The following is a 19,908-nucleotide window of genomic DNA, read 5'->3' as shown; positions in this document are numbered from 1 at the left end:
TATTGGTTCTTTTAACAGAACAAGAAATTAATATGGGAATTTATTAATTCAACAGTAATTATATAACAATCCTCAACATAATAATACTATTATTTATTTTTATTATGTTAATGCCTAATCATCACTTTAATTTCCCAATCTACATTTGTTTTAACAGAAGCAGTGGTTTTTGTTTGAGAAAAAATTTAAAATATATCTCGCACTATAAAAATAATTCGCTATACTAAATAATACAGTCATAAAATAAAGAAAGGAATTTAATTATTTATGTATAGTCAAAAACTAATTAATTCATTAAATGGTGATATTGAAAAATATTTCCCTCATATTAAAACTATTGACAATTCATTTAACATTGTTCATAGTGGGGTGTCACGAATGGTAATGCTTGACCGTTATTCCCAAAAAGACAAAACATTAGCAAGTCTCAAAGTTGGTGATTTAGTAGTTACAATTGTTCGTGATGATGCCACATTTCCCACGCGAGCAATTGGATATGTCCACAAACAATTAGCAAATAATTACTATGCAATATTAATTGAAAACGAATATATTAACGGTATTGACCCGAATATTTTACAAAACTCAGCAATAAACAATATTGTTATTAAACAAAAACATGAACTTGATAAACCATTAGAATTATTTTATGAACAAATTGCTTTTCGCGTTGCTACTAACTTAGCAACTGTTGAAACTAACAACAAAGAGCAATGACAAAATAAGTTTTATGAACAATTAAAAAATCTTAACTTTGTTCCCGCGGGAAGAATTCTTTACGGTGCAGGAAGCAACTCTGATGTTACTTTTTTTAATTGCTTTGTAATGCCAATGATTAAAGACTCAAGAAATGGTATTTCTGAACATCGTAAAGAAGTAATGGAAATTATGTCTCACGGTGGTGGGGTTGGTAGCAACGGTTCAACTTTAAGACCCAAAGGAACCGTTGCTAAAAGTGTTGGTGGCAAATCATCAGGTTCTGTATCATGATTAAACGACTTATCTTCGCTAACCCACTTAGTTGAGCAAGGTGGCAGTCGGCGCGGAGCCCAAATGATTATGTTAGCCGACTGACATCCTGATATTATTGAATTTATCGTTTGTAAAATGCAAAACCCCAAAATTTTAAAATGATTAAAAGAAAATTCGCAAGACCAAGCAATTCGCGAAGAAGCAACTAAAAAACTCCGATTTGAACCAATATTACCAGCTGAAAAACAATTATTAGAAGCTATTATTGAAAACGAAAACACCGTAGCTCTTACTATTGTTGAAACTGCCCGCAAAAAACTCTTAGATGGCGGTGAATGAAAAGTAAATCGTCCTGAATTTTTAACCGGCGCCAACATTTCTGTTACCATTAGCCACGCCTTTATGCAAGCAGTAGAAAATGATGCCCAATGAACTTTACAATTCTCCGACTTAGATAACTATTCACAAGCAGAAAAAGAACAATATGATACTCTTTGGCACACAATTGGTGATATTAAACAATGAGAACAAATGGGATTCAAACTTAAAAACTATTATCAAATGAAAGCTCGCGACTTATGAGACTTAATTAGTTTTTGTGCCACCTATTCAGCCGAACCTGGATTATTTTTCATTGACCAAGCCAACGATATGACTAACGCTAAAGCCTATGGTATGAAAGTTGTTGCTACTAACCCTTGTGGTGAACAACCACTTGCTCCTTATTCAGTATGCAATCTCGGGGCAATTAACTTAGCTAACTTTGTTAACCGCAATACAAAAGAAATTCTTTGAGATAAGTTAAAAGAAACCGTTAATATTGCTATTCGTTTACAAGATAATGTTATTGACAGTACCCCTTACTTTTTAGAATTAAACAAAATCCAAGCTTTGGGTGAACGCCGGATTGGTTTAGGCGTTATGGGATTACACGACTTATTAATATGAACCAATGTCGTTTATGGTTCCATTGAAGGAAATAGCATTGTTAACAAAATATTTCAATTAATAGCCGAAACTGCTTATTTAACATCAGTAAATATTGCCAAAGAAAAAGGTTCATTTCCCTTCTTAAAAGACCACAACGCCTTTATTAATACGGGTTATATGAAAAAAATGAACCCCGAAATTCGTAATGCTATTAAAAAATATGGGATTCGTAATTCCCACTTACTAACTATCGCTCCTACGGGAACAACTGGAACAATGGTTGGTGTTTCTACTGGCTTAGAACCATACTTTGCTTTTAACTTTTATCGGAGTGGTCGCCTTGGTAAAAATATTAAAGTTAATGCTAAAATTGTTGATGAATGACTAAAATATCATCCCGAATATGTTAATAAACCGCTACCTAATATTTTCATTAGCGCGATGGAACTAACTCCCGTTGCTCATGCTGATGTACAATGTATTATTCAACGCTGAGTTGACTCATCAATTTCCAAAACCGTTAATGCTCCTGTTGGCTACACAGTTAAAAATGTGGAAAAACTATATATGCACTTATACAAAAACGGTGCCAAAGGTGGTACTGTCTATGTTGATGGATCAAGAAACGCCCAAGTGCTATCGCTAACCGATGACAGCGAGCCAATCCAAGAACAACTCGGTCTGTCACCATTAGAAACACCCATTGTCACTAGTCCTAATCCCACAACCCCTAGCAACGCCTTTCCTACAAACCAATACCGTGGTATTAAACAAGACCGCACCCGTGGAACTAATATCGGCGACCTCTGTGCTTTCTGCAATGAAGGCAACATCGTTGAAGCGGGAGGATGCAATACCTGCGATAATTGCAGTGCTCAACTGCAATGTGGATTATAACATCTTAGAATTAACAAAAAAGAGTAAGGAATTTAATTCCTTACTCTTTTTTAACGCTTCTTAGCATCCTCTTATTCTTTAATTCGCATATGAGGAAATAATAACACATCTTTAATTGATGATTGTTCCGTTAATAACATTACTAAGCGGTCAATACCAATCCCTAAACCACCAGCTGGTGGCATCCCATATTCTAAGGCTTCAACAAAGTCTAAATCCATTTCATTAGCTTCCTCATCACCTAAATCTCTTAATGCTAACTGCTGTTCAAAACGATTATATTGGTCAATGGGATCATTTAATTCAGAATAACCATTAGCATACTCTCTACCGCCAATAAATAGTTCAAAACGATCAGTAAACCGTTCATCAGAACAACTCTTTTTCGCTAATGGCGACACTTCCAGTGGATATCCATAAATAAATGACGGTTGAATTAAGGTTTTTTCAACTAATTGTTCAAAAAATGCATTAATGATATGACCAATCGTATGCTGATGCTTTTCTAAAATTATGTTATGCTCTTTAGCTAACTTTCGTGCTTGCACTAATGTCATTTCGCGATTAAATTCTACTCCACTAACATTTTTAATTGCTTCCACCATACTCATTTTATTTCATTGCCGAAAATTAATTTTTTGATGATCGTAAGTTATTTCACTACTAGGCAAAATTGCCTTAACTAAATAACTAATTAAATCTTCGGTTAACTGCATCATAAAATTCATATCCTGATAAGCAACATAAATTTCAATCGCAGTAAACTCAGGGTTATGTTTCGCTGACATACCTTCATTACGAAACAATCGTCCCATTTCAAATACTTTCTCAAAACCACCGACAAGAAGTTTTTTTAAATACAATTCAGGAGCAACTCGCAAGTAAAATGGCATATCCAAAGTATTATGATGCGTTTTAAAAGGTTTCGCTGTTGCCCCACCTAATATTGGTTGTAAAACTGGCGTTTCCACCTCTAAATAGTCTCTTGTTTGTAAATATTGCCGAATTAAATTTAATATTTGCGTTCTTTTAATAAATACTGCTTTAACTTCTTCATTAACAATCAAATCAACATATCGCCGACGATATCGTTCTTCGGTATCCTTTAAACCATCATGTTTATTAGGCAACGGTTTTAATGCCTTACTAAGCAATTGAAACGCTACCAGTCTTAAAGTCAATTCCCCAACTTGTGTTTTCATTGCCCCACCAGTAACACTAATAATATCGCCTAAATCTAATTGTTCAAAAGCAAGAAATTCTTCCTTAGAAACTTCATCAAAACGAAGATAAACTTGAATTTGACCATCTTGGTCTTGAACATTAGCAAAAATTGCTTTGCCAGCCGTTCTTAAAGCCCTAATTCTTCCCGCAATCGTAATCACATCCGGTTTTCCTTGCAATTGCTCTTTACTATATACATCATATTGTTCTTTAAATTCAGCAGTAGTATGCGTGCGTTCTACCTTAGAAATAGCAAACGGATTATGGTTTGCTTTTACTAATTGCTCTAACTTATCGCGTCGCACAACTTCCTGTTCTGAAAATTTTCTTGACATAAATTAACTTCTCCTTTAATTATTTCTTAATTTTACTAGCACCAATATGAATTATATCACTAGTGCGTCCAAAAGGTGGTGCATAGACCAAATCTAACTTGGCAATTTCTGGTAATGTCATTTGCTTGCAAATCGCAACCGCTAAAGCATTAATTCTTAAAACTGCTTTATTATAACCAACAATTTGTGCTCCTAATAATTTTAAGGAATCAACTTCATAAAGCAATTTTAATTTTAAAGGCATTTGCTTTGACATATAATTTGGTAAATCATAATCATCAATGATAATTGTTTGATAGTTAAAATTCATTGCTTTTGCTTCTCATTCACTTAATCCAGTCCGAGCAACTTGCAAATCAACAATTTGTAAAATCGCACTTCCCAAAGTTCCTTCTAAGCGATCATCAACATTAGCAATAACATTAGCAATAACGCGAGCTAATTTAACTGCTGTTGTTGCTAAAGGAAGATATGATTGTTTTTTAGTTACTAAATTAGTAATTGTTGCACAATCACCAACACTATAAACATTAGCAATATTAGTCTTTCCTTGATGATCAATAACAATTGCCCCATTATCTAGCATTTCTAAACCCGTATCCTTAAATAATTGCGTATGCGGACGAAATCCCAGTGCTAAAACCACTAAACCAGCAGCAATAATTTCATTATTTGCTAATACAATTGCTTGAACATCATTTTCGCCTTGAAAACCTAATAATTCTTTGGAACAATGCACTTGCACAGTTTTTGCCAATAAATATTCTTGTATTATAGTGGTAATCTCAACATCAAAAGCTTTAGCACCAACTCGTTCTAACGCTTCAACAAGAATAACTTCTTTCTGCAAATGACTAAATGCCTCAACCAGTTCCAAACCAATAAAACCACCACCAATAATAGCAATTTTTTGTTTATCTTTAACTTGTTTTCTAATATTGTAAGCATCTTCTTTACTAACGGCTGTAAAAATATTTCCTAAATGGTCATTTTCAAATTTAGGAACAATTGGCATCGCCCCCGTAGCAATAACTAAATTATCATATTGTTTAGTAATTATCTCAGAAGTTACTTGATTACCAATCATAACTACTTTTTTATCAAAATCAACCGCAGTTAATTGCGAGTTTAAAAAAATTTGAATATTTTGTTTTTCAAATCAATCGGGCGTTCTTGCTAATAAATCATTAACATTATCAAATTCTTCAGCAATATAATATGGAATCCCACAAGCGCCTAATGAAACATAACTACTTGCTTGATAAACAATAATTTCCATCGTTGCATCATTTCTTCGTAGTTTACTAGCACAAGTCATTGCCGATGCCCCACCACCAATAATAATTGTTCGCATAACTTTAATCCTCCTTCTATTTAGTAATTGTTCTTACTAATAATAACACTATGCACATCAAAAAAACCACTTGTGTTTTAATAACAAAAAATACCTTATCATTAAGCGATGATAAGGTACAAATTAAACTAAATTAAGGTTCAATATGTTGGGGCATATATGATGGTAAAATCGTTTTGCTAATTCCTCAGCATATATTGGAACCTGCGATTCTTTTTTCCATTTTGAAAATTGCCTTCAAAGAAAATTACTATAACCTTGATATTGATATTTTTCAATAACCTTAATCATCGTATTTCTTAAAGCAGAATATGATTTAATAAAATTATTTACATAATGAAAATTATATATTGGAATATATTCATATCCTGTATGCTCAGCATAAAACTTTGTATTAACATAATGTTTTTTCATATCCCGATATACTTTCATTTGTCTAACATTTTCACGATTACTCTGTTGATAATTAATTAAATTAGGTGTTATTAATGATGTTCCTAACAAAGAAAAAACGATTAAATTTTTTCTCACTTAAACCAACTCCTTTTTATTTTATTATACAATTATCTGCAATTAATTTAAATATCTAAATTAATCATTTATTTTTAAAGCTTCAATTGGATTGACGCATTTTAAAATAAATCAACCAACAACAAATGTAATCGCATAAATTGCTAAAATAATCACTAAAACCGCAAAGATTAGTCCTCAATTAAAGTAAAACGGCATAACTCAGGTTGAATTCAATGCTAAATAATTAACTAACTGATTCATAATTACCCACGCCACAGGAAAACCAATAACAAAAGCAATAAACACGATGGGTAAATACATTCCTAATGTTAATCAATTAATTTTATAATCACTATAACCAATAACTTTCATTGTTGCAATTAACCGACTATTTTCAGTAATAATTATATTAGAAGTAATTAAAATTGTCACAAATGATATTAATAAAGAAATCGCCATAAAAGCCCATAATATTGAATCAGCAATACCTTTAATTTCATCAAATACCGATTGATGTGTTGCAATCGGCATTGCAAAAGCAATTGCTCCTTGTCCTAATCCAATATACTTTTGAACTAAATCACCAGAAACCTCATCCTTAGTTACCATACCATTTAATGTTAACTGCGTAAAATCACCATACATTTGCGCCACACTAATACTATCAGTAATATCAGTAATATTTTTATTTAATGAAAATTTAGCATTAAACAAAGGAAACATTGCCTGCACAGCCTCATCATAAGTCATATTAGGAAATCTTTGCTTAAATTCTGGCGTTGTATCATTAGCAAAGTGAGTAACTTCTTGAAATATATCTTTAATTTTCTCATAATGTTCTGAAAGCTCTCAACTTTTACCTTTTTCAATATAACCTAACATCACATCAGCATCATATTTAGGTAAAAACATTTTAGGATCACCATAACCCTCTTGGATACCAATAACGCGCATTTTTTGATTTTGATTATCTTCAGTTTTAATATAAACATCACCACTAGTAATTTTCTCATACATTGGTGAAGGAACATCACCCATTGAAAAATACAATCCTTGAACTCCTGCAATATCATTATTTGTCACTTGTTGAAAACCAGTACTTAATCCTTTTAGATGCCATTTTTTCAGGTCAACAATCTTACTATCAGCCGTAGCAATTTTAGAATATAATGATTGCTTATTAGGATTAATATCTAAAATGTCACCTTGATTAATTTGCAAATGTTTAGCAATAGTTTGATTAATAACTACAGGAATAATTTCCGCATTAAGCGAATGATTTTCATACATTGCTTCTAAAAGATTATTATTATCTTTATCTAACAAAAGATTCATTTTACTACTTCGTTCAATACCATAAGCTTTAAGCTTTAACATTTTTTTATTTTCATAAGTAATATTACCACGAGAAATTGTTTCAATATTAGGTTTAAAATAAGTTGCTAACTCATCTTCATCAAGATTATAGGGCGTCAATCCAAATTGAATATTAAAGGTTTTAGTAAGTTCTAAATCATTAGCAATTGCTTTCAGTTTTATTATCACCTTATTTAAATACCGATTTCATTGTTCATCATCTTTACTTGGATTAGCACTTTGACCATTATTAAGTCGCTTTTTAATTTCTTCATAAATTTTTAACACCACATCATAGCGGTTTTTATAATCAGCATCATTAGTAGCAGCAACAGTCATTTCATCAATAAAGCCATTATTTTCTTGTAAAGTTAACGGATTACCATTAGTAAACTCTGCAGTAGAATTCATTAAATCTCCCGACTGTAAAATATCAATTGCTAAACTAACTTCAATTTTTCTTAAAGTTAATTCTAATGATGATAACTTACTACGAACAAAATAAGGCGACTTTTTTGTCGTACCAATAATGATACAATCAGTAATTGCATACTTTGCCTGCTCGGCTTCTGTTTTATCATTCCAACCATCAACCGCCAGCATGCAAGTAATATCTTTAAACGGTGTTAATGTAGCTGTTGGCTCTAACTTCGTTAAAATTGAATTAAGGTAAAAATTTAAATCAAAAAGACGATAATTTAAAGTTGCGAGCTTTATTAATTCTAACAACATCGGACGATAGCGTTTGACATTCGGCTTGATTTCCTCTTCAACCATTAATTTTGGAGAATAAAGATCACCATTAATCCCTTGTTGATTATTTGTAATTTCTGGATTATAAACACCATATGATGAAAGCATTGAATTTCAAATCGGAGTTTCATATTCAGTAATTGATTCATAATTAATTCCCTTATAAGTTGCGGTTCGCATATCTTGTAAAGCTTTTGGACCCGTAATGGAAAATGTTAATAACAATGTTGCTGAAACCATTGTAATCATTACTGTTAACATCTTCGTAATTGATTTTGAAAAAACTGCTCAACGAAACCGCGTTGTAAATTGTTTGCCACGATTTAAATAATTAAATCATCTTGTTAAAATCGTTGCCCCCATATTTTCTTCAGGATGCAATAATTTCAAAGGACTACCTTTAATATATCAAATTGAGGCCACAATTGTTATTAAACCTAATAAAAGAAAAGTTCCACCAATTGAAAATAATAATGATAGCCAATTAAAACTAAATTTCCCTAATGGAAGCGTAAAATATCAATTAAATACACTTATAATAGGAATTTGTAAAAAAATACCAACTAAATATCCAATAATTCCCCCAACAATAGCAGAAATTAATGGATATACTAAAAACCCTTGGGCAATACTAAACGAAGAATAACCTAAACTTTTTAAAACACCAATTTGCGTACGAGAATTTTGAACGCGTTTTTTTGTTACTAATGCAATCACAAATCCCGCAATGATAAGCACCATTAATAGCAAAGCAATCGCCATAATTTGATAAGCAACCAAAATTGTTTTTAGCGTATTAACACGACCACTAAAATCATATTCAGGATAATTGGCATCATTAACCGCAAATACAAAATCATTATTACCATCATTACTAAGAAAATAATCTTGTAATTGTTTTTGAATTAAGGAAATATTTTGTTCACTACCAGCAGTTCACTGAGCAACAAAATATCCTTCACGATCAACTTCAGAAGTTAACGAAACTTTTTCAACACTTTTATTATATTGTCATTTAATACCTTTTTCAATTAATTGCGTATTATTAGGACTAAAAAGTCCTAATTGGTGCGGATGAACAAATGCCATCCCCTCACGCGCTTGATTAGGAATTGGCGTTGTTAAATCAAGTTGGGGAAACATATAATCAACAGAAGTTCCTAGCCCGACAATTTCTAAAGCATTATTATCAGGATTATTAACATCACACTGTTCTGACTGTAAACAAATAATATCACCAACACGATATTTATTTTCATTAGCAAATTCAGGTGATAACACCACTTCCTGCTCAGCTTCAATATTGCGACCTTCTGTAATAACTAATTTATCAATCGTATCTTGAATTTCAAGAGCAATAACTTTAAACAAACTTACATTATTATCAATAACACGAGAAACCATTCGTCCTTCACGATATGCAAACACAAAATTATTATTTGTTTCATTAGCAACTCTGACTTTTTCCATTGCTCATTGAACATAAGCAGTTTTCTCAACTAATGCCTTTTGAACATTAACATCAGTTTCATCAGCTTCTTTTCCTGGAATCCGATTTTTATTTCTTAAATCAACAACAAAATGATGTAAATTAGATGCCGTAATAAAATTCTCATAAGAATTATTAATTCTTTGTGTTGTTGTATACATTAAAGTAAAAATAACTGCCGTTAAAACTATTAAAAGAACTAATCCTATCATTTGAATCTTATTTCTTAAAACTGATTTAAAAGCGTTTTTAAGAATGTAATAGTTTTTGAGTTTTCCAAGATTAAAACCTTGTCATTTCCTTTTTTTCACTATTAAACTCCTTTTAAATATGTTACCCTGCTTTTTTCGCATTATTTAAATTATACATTAAAAAATTCTATTCTTGAAATTCCTTAATTTTTTGCACAATACTTTGTTGATGAAGTTTAAAAACACCAACAAAATATGATACCAAATATACTACTAACTCAATAGCAATCCCTACTATAATATGTCATCACTGTCAATTAACCGGTAAACTAAATTCAGTTAATTTCGCAACAAAGATAAATAATTCTTTTAAAATAATAATACTTATTGGCACGCCAACTAAAAATGCAATAATAATCGTTGGAATATAGGCACTCATAATAATATTTGACACTTCATGAATTTTATAACCTAAAGTTTGAAAAACAATAATCATCTTCTTATTCTCAGTAATAACAATATTAGTAATCATTACTAATATAACCACAGAAATTGTCGTTGCAAAAAATAATATCATTGCAATCATAATTGCAATGATATTATTATATTTCAAAGCAATTTGCTTAACAGCACTCATATCCAATAATGAATTTAACAATGGTTTTAAACCTTGTAAATTATTATTACCATCAGTTCTTAAAGTTATTCAATCTTGAACTTCTAAACTATCTTGTTGTGAATATTTAGCATTATAAGAATTATTATCTAAACCAAAAACAAAACGCATCGCATCAAGGGGTGCATATACATAAGAATTTTGATAAAAATCAGCAATCCCAACAATTTTAAAATTTACTTTTTGGATAGTATCATTATATTTAAACTCAATTACAAAATAATCAGCAACTGTTAAATCGTGCAAAGTTGCCATTACTGAATTAATTACTAATGGTATTGGTTCATTAATATCTTTAGCTTCATTTCAATTGACTAATTCTTGTTCTAATAATGGATATAAATTATTTTCATTCTCATCTTCTAATTTTAAAAACGCTTTGTGATGTTCAAAATCAACACTATGAACCATCAAACTTCCTAATGCCTTATTATTATTACTAATCGCTTCACCAAGAAGCAACAAATATGGTAACTCATTAGCTTCTTGATAAGGAACAAAATCAAAACCGATATTTGTTGTAATTACTTTTCTAACATTACCCTCAGCATCAGTTTTAGTTGTTTTTGAAAGATCCGCTAATTCCCGTAAAATAAATCAGTTTTCAATAACCATTTGTGTTTGTTGAACGCTAACAGTTTCTTTAAAAGAAAATAAGTTATTAATTGCCATTGTTAATTTATTATATATTGCTTCGTGTTCACTAACAGGACTGTTTTCAATTTTACTAATAAACCCATTTAATTGACTATATATTAAATCTAATAACGGAGCAGGAAGATAATAATCCTTAAAAATTGTTTCTAATTGTAATTTATTATCACCATATAACATTAATAAGTCAAACAAACCAAGTTTTGTTTTTTTAATGTTAATTTCTTCTACTTTAACAAAAGGATACTTAAAAGATTTTTTATCATTTTGCAGTAAAAAACTACTATCATAAAAATAATTATAATGATAATTTATCGGCGAAAAAGACTTATTAATTGAATCATTAACAACCGTTGAAGTTACAAAAACAAACATTAACAGAATTGTTGTTGAAATCATTGCAATAATAACAACAACAACCCGACTAAATGATTTAATAACTAATGAAAATGAAACTTTAACTTTAAAAGGCGCAAATGAACCTAATCTTAAAAAAAACAACTTAATACCATTTATTTGTGGTGAAATATTAGGAGTTAATAATACTAACGGTGGTTTTTTTAAAAATACATTCGCAAAAATATAAGTAATCATTAGTAAAAAAAGTAACGGTCCCAACGCAACAATTAAGAAAATTACTCAATCAAAAGTAATATAAGATAATGGTAACTGAATATGATTAACATACACTACTGATAACAAATATTGCACAAATAAACTAGCTCCATAACCTAAAAACGAGCCCACAATACTTGAAAAACTAATTACGCCTAAAAAACTAAAACTAATTTTTCAATCACGATATCCTATTGCTTTTAACAATCCAATATGGATTTTTTCATCATTAATATCTTTTTTAACAAGAAAAATAATAATTACAAAAACAATTAATAAAATTAAAAATAAAAATGTTGTTGAAATCACACCATTAGTTCGTGACTGAATAAATAATGGTTTTACAGTATCATTTGTTTCTAAACTAGCAATTGCTTTATAATTAATTTTTGTCCCTATTAATTCATTAAATTGCTTTTCTAACCGCAAATATTCATTCTTCCTAATATTATTCCACTCATAACCCGAATTAAACTGTCCATAATAATGCTCTTGAATTAAAGACTTATTAATAGCTAATTGTCGAAACTTAAATGGCTGCATATAAACAAATGTTTGCGTAGCAAACTCAGGGATTGTTATCGTACTTTTCATAATTCCAATCGGAACGACATAATCAGGCGTCATCCCATAACCAACAATTCGTAATCCTGTAACTGCTAAATTATTAACATCACCAACACCTGGCAAATAAAATTGCGGATTATTAATATTTTTTCCATCATAAATTTTCAAATTATTTGCCACAGCAAACTGCTTAAAAATAATAACTTCATTACTAGCAATTGGTTTTCGCCCCTCAGTAATAATTACTTTATTCATATCTTTGCGATTACGATTATTTTCAATTAAATGCTGATAATAATCTGCTAACACTAAAGTATAATTTAAATCTTTACTACGATAATTAGTAGTTTTAGCATATAAGCTCCGCACTCCTAAGTGATAGGAAAATTTTTCCTGAAAATGTTCAGTAATTAAAAATGAAATCATTGCTACATCATTGCTAGCAAAATTCTTATTAACATTCTTTTTTTTATATTTGATAAATTCGTCAGAAAATTTATTAATTGTTGCTTCGCGATTTTTCAAAGTCATTTGATTAAGCGGATAAAAAGAAAAATGGTGTGAATTACCTTTATCTAACAAAACACTAAAACTTCTTAACAACTCACGATTAGATTGATTAATACCAGAAAAAACAGTTACTGATAAAAATATCAATACAATTAGTCCAAAAAACTGCACTCATTTTTTATTAATTGATCGTAATCCGTTAATAAAGAGAAGCAACATTGTTTTTTTCACTCCTTGAATAATAATATCCTTATCAGTAACTGTTTTATTAATACAATTTTATTAAGCTCATTTTATATCTTTAGGTTTTTTAGGGTCTTTATTAACTTTTAATTCATCAATAATACCATTTCTCACATGAATAACAATACCTGCTAATTGAGCAATATTAGGATTATGAGTAACAGTAACAATCGTTGTTTTTTCTTTTTTATTAATATCTAACAAAATTTCTAAAACTTTTCGTCCCATTTCTTCATCCAAAGCCCCTGTTGGTTCATCACAAAACAAAATTGAAGGATTTTTAGCAATTGCTCTTGCAATTGAAACTCTTTGTTGTTGACCCCCAGATAATTGCGAAGGTTTTTTATCCATTTCTGCTGACATACCAATTGATGCAAAAATTTCTTCCAATGTCATTACCCGCTTTTTATTTTTAGCTAAGTTTTCCCCAACTTCAGCATTTTCTTTAGCACTTAAAGTATCTAATAAATTATAATTTTGAAAAACAAATCCAACATAATTACAACGAAAATCAGTTAAATGACGATTTTTTAACAATGTTAAGTTATGACCATCAACAAAAACATCACCAGTTGAAGCTTTATCTAAACCAGAAATAATATTTAATAATGTTGTTTTCCCACTACCACTAGGTCCTAAGATAACAACAAATTCACCACGACTAATTTTTAAATCAATCCCTTTTAAAACTTTATATTCAATTTCTCCCATTACATAAGACTTTTCCACATTATGCAATTCAATAATAAATTTCTTTAAATCCGGTTTATAACCTAAGGTGGAAATAATTTCACCTTTTAAAATTCTTTTGGAACAAGCTTTAGTCATCTTCTTTTGTAACTTTAAATTTTCTTTAATCGTCGTTAAAAGTGCTTTATTATTTTCTAATGAAATAATACTCTTATCATTTTCCGTTTTTTTTGAAGATCGCTTTTTTGCCATTACACTTACTCCCAACTTTTTCTAATTATACCACTGATTATTATTTATCTTCTTTATCTTTATTATCATCAGTTTTAATATCTGATGATAAAATATCAGAATTTCTCCCTTTAGGTTTTGCTTCAATAACATCACCACGAAGTTCTTTTTCCCGAAATTCTTCTTGAGTTTTTTTAGCAGCTACCACATCTGGTGGTAACTTTTCATTTTCATCAATATATTCAATTTGTTCAGCAGTAATTGTTTCTAAAACTCTTAACGATTCAGCAATTAAATCTAAAATATTACGATGCTCTTTAATTACTTTTTTTGCTTCAAGATAACATTCATCCAAAAATTTATTAATCTCAGCATCAATTTTTTGTGCAATATCATCAGAAAATTTATTAGCACTATTAACACCCATATACTCATCTTTCGCACTTTCAAATTGTCGCAATCCCAAATCAGACATTCCAAACTCAACAACCATTCGGCGGGCAATATTAGTTGCCTTTTCTAAATCATCATGCGCTCCTGTAGTAATTTTTTCAGCACCAAAAATTAATTCTTCTGATGCTCTTCCACCTAAATAACCAGTAATAGTTGCCAAAAGATTATCACGGGAATGTAAAAAACTCTCTTCTTTTGGTGTCATAATCGTATAACCACCCGCATTTCCACGAGGAATAATCGTTACTTTTTGAACTTTAGATGCATGTCTTAATTTTAATCCAATTAAAGCATGCCCCGCCTCATGATAAGAAACCACTTGCTTATCATTTTCCGTAATTGTTCTTGAAGTTTTAGCAGGTCCACCAACAACACGGTCAATAGCCTCATCAATATCAGCTAAATCAATAACAGTTTTTCGCTTTCGCACCGCTAATAATGTCGCTTCATTAAGCACATTTTCCAATTGGGCACCACTAAATCCTGGGGTTCGGTCAGCAATCCGATTAAAAGCAATTTTAGATGATAAATTCTTATTACGAGCATGTAATCGCAAAATTGCTTCTCGTTCACGAATATCTGGCAATGATAATTGAATCGTACGATCAAACCTTCCTGGTCTTAAAAGGGCTGGATCTAAAACATCAACACGATTAGTTGCCGCAATGATAATAACACCAGCATTCGTCTCAAAACCATCCATTTCCACTAATAATTGGTTTAAAGTTTGTTCACCAGCTCCTGACCCCATTGACAATGAGCGTTTTCTTCCCACAGCATCAATTTCATCAATAAAAATAATACACGGCGAACTTTTTTTCGCATTATTAAATAATTCTCTAACCCGTGATGCCCCCACACCAACAAACATCTCTTCAAATTCCGAACCAGAAATTGAAAAGAAAGGAACATTAGCTTCACCTGCTACTGCTTTTGCTAACAAGGTTTTTCCTGTCCCAGGAGGACCTTCTAACAAAACCCCTTTGGGTGTTCTTGCCCCCATTTGTGCATACCTTGTCGGATTTTTTAAATAATCAACAATTTCCACTAATTCTTGCTTTTCTTCATTTATTCCCGCCACATCAGTAAATCTAACTTTTGATTCTGTTTGGCGCGCTTTATTTTTCCCCATTGAAAACGGATTCATTCCGCCACCGCCACCTGGAGAACGCATCATTCTTAAAGTAAGAAATATTGATGCTCCAATTAATAATAAGAAAGGTAACATTCGCAATAATTCAGTTCAAAGACTTGATTCATTAGGATTATATACCGTTGGTAATTTACCTTTAAAAATACTGCTTACTTCTTCACCATTAAGCAAGTCATTAACTGTTTTTCACATTGAATCAACTAAAACCATTTGAAATTGATAGCGTTGCCCATTGCCTAACTTAAAAGTTCCAAATAATGTATAATTTCCTAATGATTGACCCATTTTTCAACTAACAGCAGTAATATTCTGGTCTTTAATTTTACCTTGTTTAAGTCAAATTTCAAGGTCATTAAAATCAGGATACTCATAACCACCTTTTAAAAAGTATCATATTAGAATCCCTAATAATAATGCGAACAGTAAAGTAATAAAAATAAAACCTAAATTTCTTTTACGATTTTGCACAATCTTTTCCTCTCTTCATAATTACTAACTTATTTTAACATAAATCAATTACTTTTGTTTTCCAAATGATTAGCATCAACAGCCAACATTGGAATCGCAATTAATTGTTGATGACAATTATATATTACCGGTCAATTAATTCTTTGCTGAAAACTAATTTTATTGTTAATAAATAACCGATTAATTTTTTGGGTACCATTCTTAGTTTTAATTTTTTCATTAGACGCATTACACTTAATATAAATCGGAAACTCATCATTAGCAACAAAAAATCCCATTCCTTTAATATTACCATTATTTTTTAATTTTAATACTAAATAACGACTTTTAAAATTTTTTAAGTTAGTAATTGTATAACAATAATTATCCTTAATAATTGGTTTACTTAAATATATAAATTCATATTCTTTAATAAATATTCATTGATCATTTAATTTAATATGAATATTTGGTTTACTACTTTTAAGGACACTATTTAAAATTTTTTTTAAATAATTTTTAGTTACTAATTCATCATCAATTGTTAATAAATATTGATAAATTAACTTTTGTTGTCATTTTTCTTCTAATAATAAAAACGACTTGTAATTGATTTTATCATCAATTGTCATTAACACCAATAATTTTCTTATTTTTTGTTGTTCTTCCTTTAAAAGGATATTTTTCTCATTAATTTCTTGTAATAAATTATTAATTTCAAGATTTGAAAAATAAGCAATTTTTTTCCGAATAACATTGCGCACATAAATATCCAATTCATTAGTAGCATCAACCTGAAAATTTAATTGGTTTTTTTCTAAATAATCAAGAATCATTTGTTTTTTTACTTCCAACATTGGTCGAAAAACTGTTAAATTTTTAATTTTTCGCTTAAAAGGTAAACCATAATATGAAACTAAACTTTTTCTTTGTTTTTGCAATAAATAAGTTTCTAATAAGTCATTAAATTGATGAGCAATAACAAGATTAAAAATCCTTTGTTTTTTTGCTATTTTCATAAAAAAATCATAACGAATTTTCCGAGCTTGATTTTGAAAATTTTCTTTCTGATATTGTTCTGGTTTTACTCGTAAAACCGCATATTCAATATTATTTTTTAAACAATAATTAACAACAATTAATTCATCTTGCCAACTATTAGTTCTTTTTTGATAATTAATATGAACAACAAAAATTTTAAATCCTGCTTGATACAAATTATCTAGCAAAAACATACTATCAGTTCCACCAGAAATTCCTAATAAATATTTTTCTTGAATATCAAGACTTTCATAAAATTTTTTCATAGTAACTCCATTTTTAAATTTTTAACATCATAATTATAAAATAATCAACAAGTAAATTTTTATTAACAGGAAACTTTAATCTTTCTAAACATTCATAAATTATTGTTAAAAAATAATTTTGTTTATTAGCAATTTTGTTAGTAACTTCCTTAATAAATTTTTGTTGCGTAATAAAATATTGTGGAAATTCTAAAAAACTATCTTTCATTATTAAAATTATTAATTTTCAAAATAAAGATAAATAATTTTTCTCTAATTTATTAATTTTACTAGACAATAAGTAATTATCTTCATTATTATTATTAATAAAATTAGTAATAAAATCTAATGCTAGCAATTTGATTTCCAAAAATTTAGCATAATCCCCATTTGCAACAATTTCATTTCAATCAGAAAAACAATTACTTATTAGCTTAGCATCCTCAAAAGTAACTTTTCATTCATTAATAAGTTTTGTCGTCACTATCTCAAAATCAATTGGTAGTAATGTTAAAACTTGACTGCGCGAAATAATTGTTGGTAAAACACGATTAATACTTTTACTAGTAATAATAGCATATGTGTTAATTGGCGGTTCTTCTAAAAATTTCAATAAACTATTATTAGCTTCCAAACTACCATCTTCAATATTTTGAATTAAATAAATCTTTTTATTTGTTATTTCTAACGAAGACAAACTAAATTTACTAATAATTTCACGAATCATTTCTTTTTTTAATTTTTCAGAATATGAATTTAAAATAACAAAATCAGGATAACTATTACTAATTACGCGTTGACAATTATTACATTTTCCCTCACACCAATTAATACCTTCACATACTAAGCGACAAGTTAAATATATTGCTGACTGATAATTAATTTCATCACTATTACTAGCAATAATTAGCGAATGCGGAAACATATTATTAATTAAATAATTTTCAATTGTCGTAATAAATTTCTTTGATAACATCTTAAAATTCAACATTCGTGTATTTGACTCCATTAAATAGTTTGATTAATAATAGTTTTAAATAAAAAATAAATAGGAATAAAATTTGTAATGCTTAACTAACTAACATTCATATTTAAAGTAAGCAAATGCTTTTGTACTAAAACTCACACTTGTTCAAAAACAATTTTTATATCTGGTTTAGCATTAATTGCTTTAATGCGTTGTGGATTCTGACTAAGTAAAATTCGATATCCTTCATAAACCTTTTGATGAAAGTCTAATTGTTCTAAATCCAAGCGATTTAATTCTGATGTCGTTCTAAAATCTTTAATCCGTTTTAAACCAATTTCTGGTTCAAGATCAAAAAAAATTGTTAAGTCCGGTTTAGCATTACCAATAATAGTATTTTGAATATCATTTAAAGTTATAATTCCTAAACCACGACCTAAACCTTGATAAGCTGAAGTTGAATCAATAAAACGATCACAAATAACAATTTTATTATCTTGTAATGCTGGTAAAATAACTTCAACCGTATGTTGCCTTCTAGCAGCAATATACAACAACGCTTCCGTTCATTTATCCATTTCGGAATTTCCTTTATCTAAAATAATTTCTCGAATTTGTTCCGAAATTTTTACTCCTCCTGGTTCACGAGTTAAAATCACATCATAATTTTCTTGACGCAATTTTTCTTTTAGCATTTGCCCAACAGTTGTTTTTCCTGAACCTTCAGTTCCTTCTAATGATATAAAAAATGGTTTTGCACTCACAATTTTAATTTCTCCTTACGATAATTTTTTTCTACCTTCTAATGACTTTTTTAATGTAAACTGATCAGCATAATGAATTGTTGCTCCTACTGGTAAACCGTGAGCAATTCTAGTAATTGTAACATCAGAATAATTTTTTAATAATTCATTAATGTATTGCGCTGTTAATTCCCCATTAATTGTTGGACTAGTAGCAATAATTATTTCTTGTCACTTTTTATTATTAACACGAGTTAATAATAAATCTAAAGATAAATCATTTGGTGAAATACCTTTTTGTAAATCAATTTCTTGCATCAAAATATGATACATACCATTAAATACTTGATGATTTTCTAATGCTCATAAATCTTGCCAATTACTAACAATGCAAAGCACATTTTGTTCCCTTTTCGTATCTTGACAAATCGTACATATTTTTTCATTACTAATATTATTGCATTGCCTACATAATATTAATGAGTCCCGCACTTCTTGTAATGTGGTAACTAAGCTATTAATAAAATCCGATTTTTGCAAAAATATTTGTAAAGCCATCCGTTCAGCATTCTTTTTCCCTATTGCTGGGATTTTTTTTAAAATATCAACTAACTTTTCTAAAACTTCAGGATATTGCATTGTCATTTACTTGATTCTCC

Annotated in this window: 12 protein-coding genes; 1 reads left to right on the top strand and 11 read right to left on the bottom strand. The window is 29.5% G+C overall.

Features of this window, described 5'->3' with window-relative positions:
* The first annotated feature begins 267 nt into the window (after nt 1-267).
* Nucleotides 268-2,799 (top strand): vitamin B12-dependent ribonucleotide reductase, encoded by a 2,532-nt coding sequence (locus tag AAHF53_RS00110; protein ID WP_342189798.1) that lies wholly within the window; start codon nt 268-270, stop codon nt 2,797-2,799.
* Between the two features lie 71 nt (nt 2,800-2,870).
* Here AAHF53_RS00110 and lysS read toward each other — a convergent pair whose 3' ends face one another.
* The 11 genes from lysS to recR all read right to left on the bottom strand — a co-directional run bounded on the left by lysS (nt 2,871) and on the right by recR (nt 19,894).
* Entirely contained in the window at nt 2,871-4,358 is a 1,488-nt protein-coding gene (lysS, locus tag AAHF53_RS00105) for a lysine--tRNA ligase (protein ID WP_342189797.1), read from the bottom strand.
* Between the two features lie 19 nt (nt 4,359-4,377).
* Nucleotides 4,378-5,712 carry a CoA-disulfide reductase gene (locus AAHF53_RS00100; RefSeq protein ID WP_342189796.1) on the bottom strand — a complete coding sequence of 445 codons (1,335 nt, stop codon included), beginning with the start codon at nt 5,710-5,712 and terminating at the stop codon, nt 4,378-4,380.
* A gap of 123 nt (nt 5,713-5,835) precedes the next feature.
* Nucleotides 5,836-6,243, bottom strand: coding sequence for a hypothetical protein (locus AAHF53_RS00095; RefSeq protein WP_342189795.1), 408 nt, complete (start codon nt 6,241-6,243; stop codon nt 5,836-5,838).
* Nucleotides 6,244-6,303: 60 nt separating this feature from the next.
* A complete protein-coding gene (locus AAHF53_RS00090) occupies nt 6,304-10,134 on the bottom strand; it encodes an ABC transporter permease (RefSeq protein WP_342189794.1) in 3,831 nt (1,276 codons plus the stop codon).
* A 67-nt stretch (nt 10,135-10,201) separates the two neighbouring features.
* The gene (locus AAHF53_RS00085; RefSeq protein WP_342189793.1) at nt 10,202-13,255 is read right to left on the bottom strand and encodes an FtsX-like permease family protein; all 3,054 of its coding nucleotides are present in this window, start codon (nt 13,253-13,255) and stop codon (nt 10,202-10,204) included.
* 63 nt (nt 13,256-13,318) lie between these two features.
* Nucleotides 13,319-14,221, bottom strand: a complete 903-nt coding sequence (locus AAHF53_RS00080) for an ABC transporter ATP-binding protein (RefSeq protein WP_342189792.1) — start codon at nt 14,219-14,221, stop codon at nt 13,319-13,321.
* 40 nt (nt 14,222-14,261) lie between these two features.
* Nucleotides 14,262-16,274 carry an ATP-dependent zinc metalloprotease FtsH gene (gene ftsH / locus AAHF53_RS00075; protein WP_342189791.1) on the bottom strand — a complete coding sequence of 671 codons (2,013 nt, stop codon included), beginning with the start codon at nt 16,272-16,274 and terminating at the stop codon, nt 14,262-14,264.
* A gap of 29 nt (nt 16,275-16,303) precedes the next feature.
* Complete coding sequence (tilS, locus tag AAHF53_RS00070) at nt 16,304-17,560, bottom strand: tRNA lysidine(34) synthetase TilS (RefSeq protein ID WP_342189790.1); 1,257 nt, start codon at nt 17,558-17,560, stop codon at nt 16,304-16,306.
* A gap of 13 nt (nt 17,561-17,573) precedes the next feature.
* Nucleotides 17,574-18,548: a hypothetical protein gene (locus tag AAHF53_RS00065; protein WP_342189789.1), complete on the bottom strand. Its 975-nt coding sequence runs from the start codon at nt 18,546-18,548 to the stop codon at nt 17,574-17,576.
* Between the two features lie 65 nt (nt 18,549-18,613).
* Complete coding sequence (gene tmk / locus AAHF53_RS00060; RefSeq protein ID WP_342189788.1) at nt 18,614-19,270, bottom strand: dTMP kinase; 657 nt, start codon at nt 19,268-19,270, stop codon at nt 18,614-18,616.
* 15 nt (nt 19,271-19,285) lie between these two features.
* Entirely contained in the window at nt 19,286-19,894 is a 609-nt protein-coding gene (gene recR / locus AAHF53_RS00055; RefSeq protein WP_338967816.1) for a recombination mediator RecR, read from the bottom strand.
* Between the last annotated feature and the right edge of the window lie 14 nt (nt 19,895-19,908).

Origin of the sequence: Spiroplasma endosymbiont of Dilophus febrilis (genome assembly GCF_964030685.1) — a bacterium.
Lineage (GTDB): Bacteria > Bacillota_I > Bacilli_A > Mycoplasmatales > Nriv7 > Nriv7.
The sequence above is the reverse complement of the archived record's forward strand: the minus strand, read 5'-3'. Positions and strand labels throughout refer to the sequence as shown.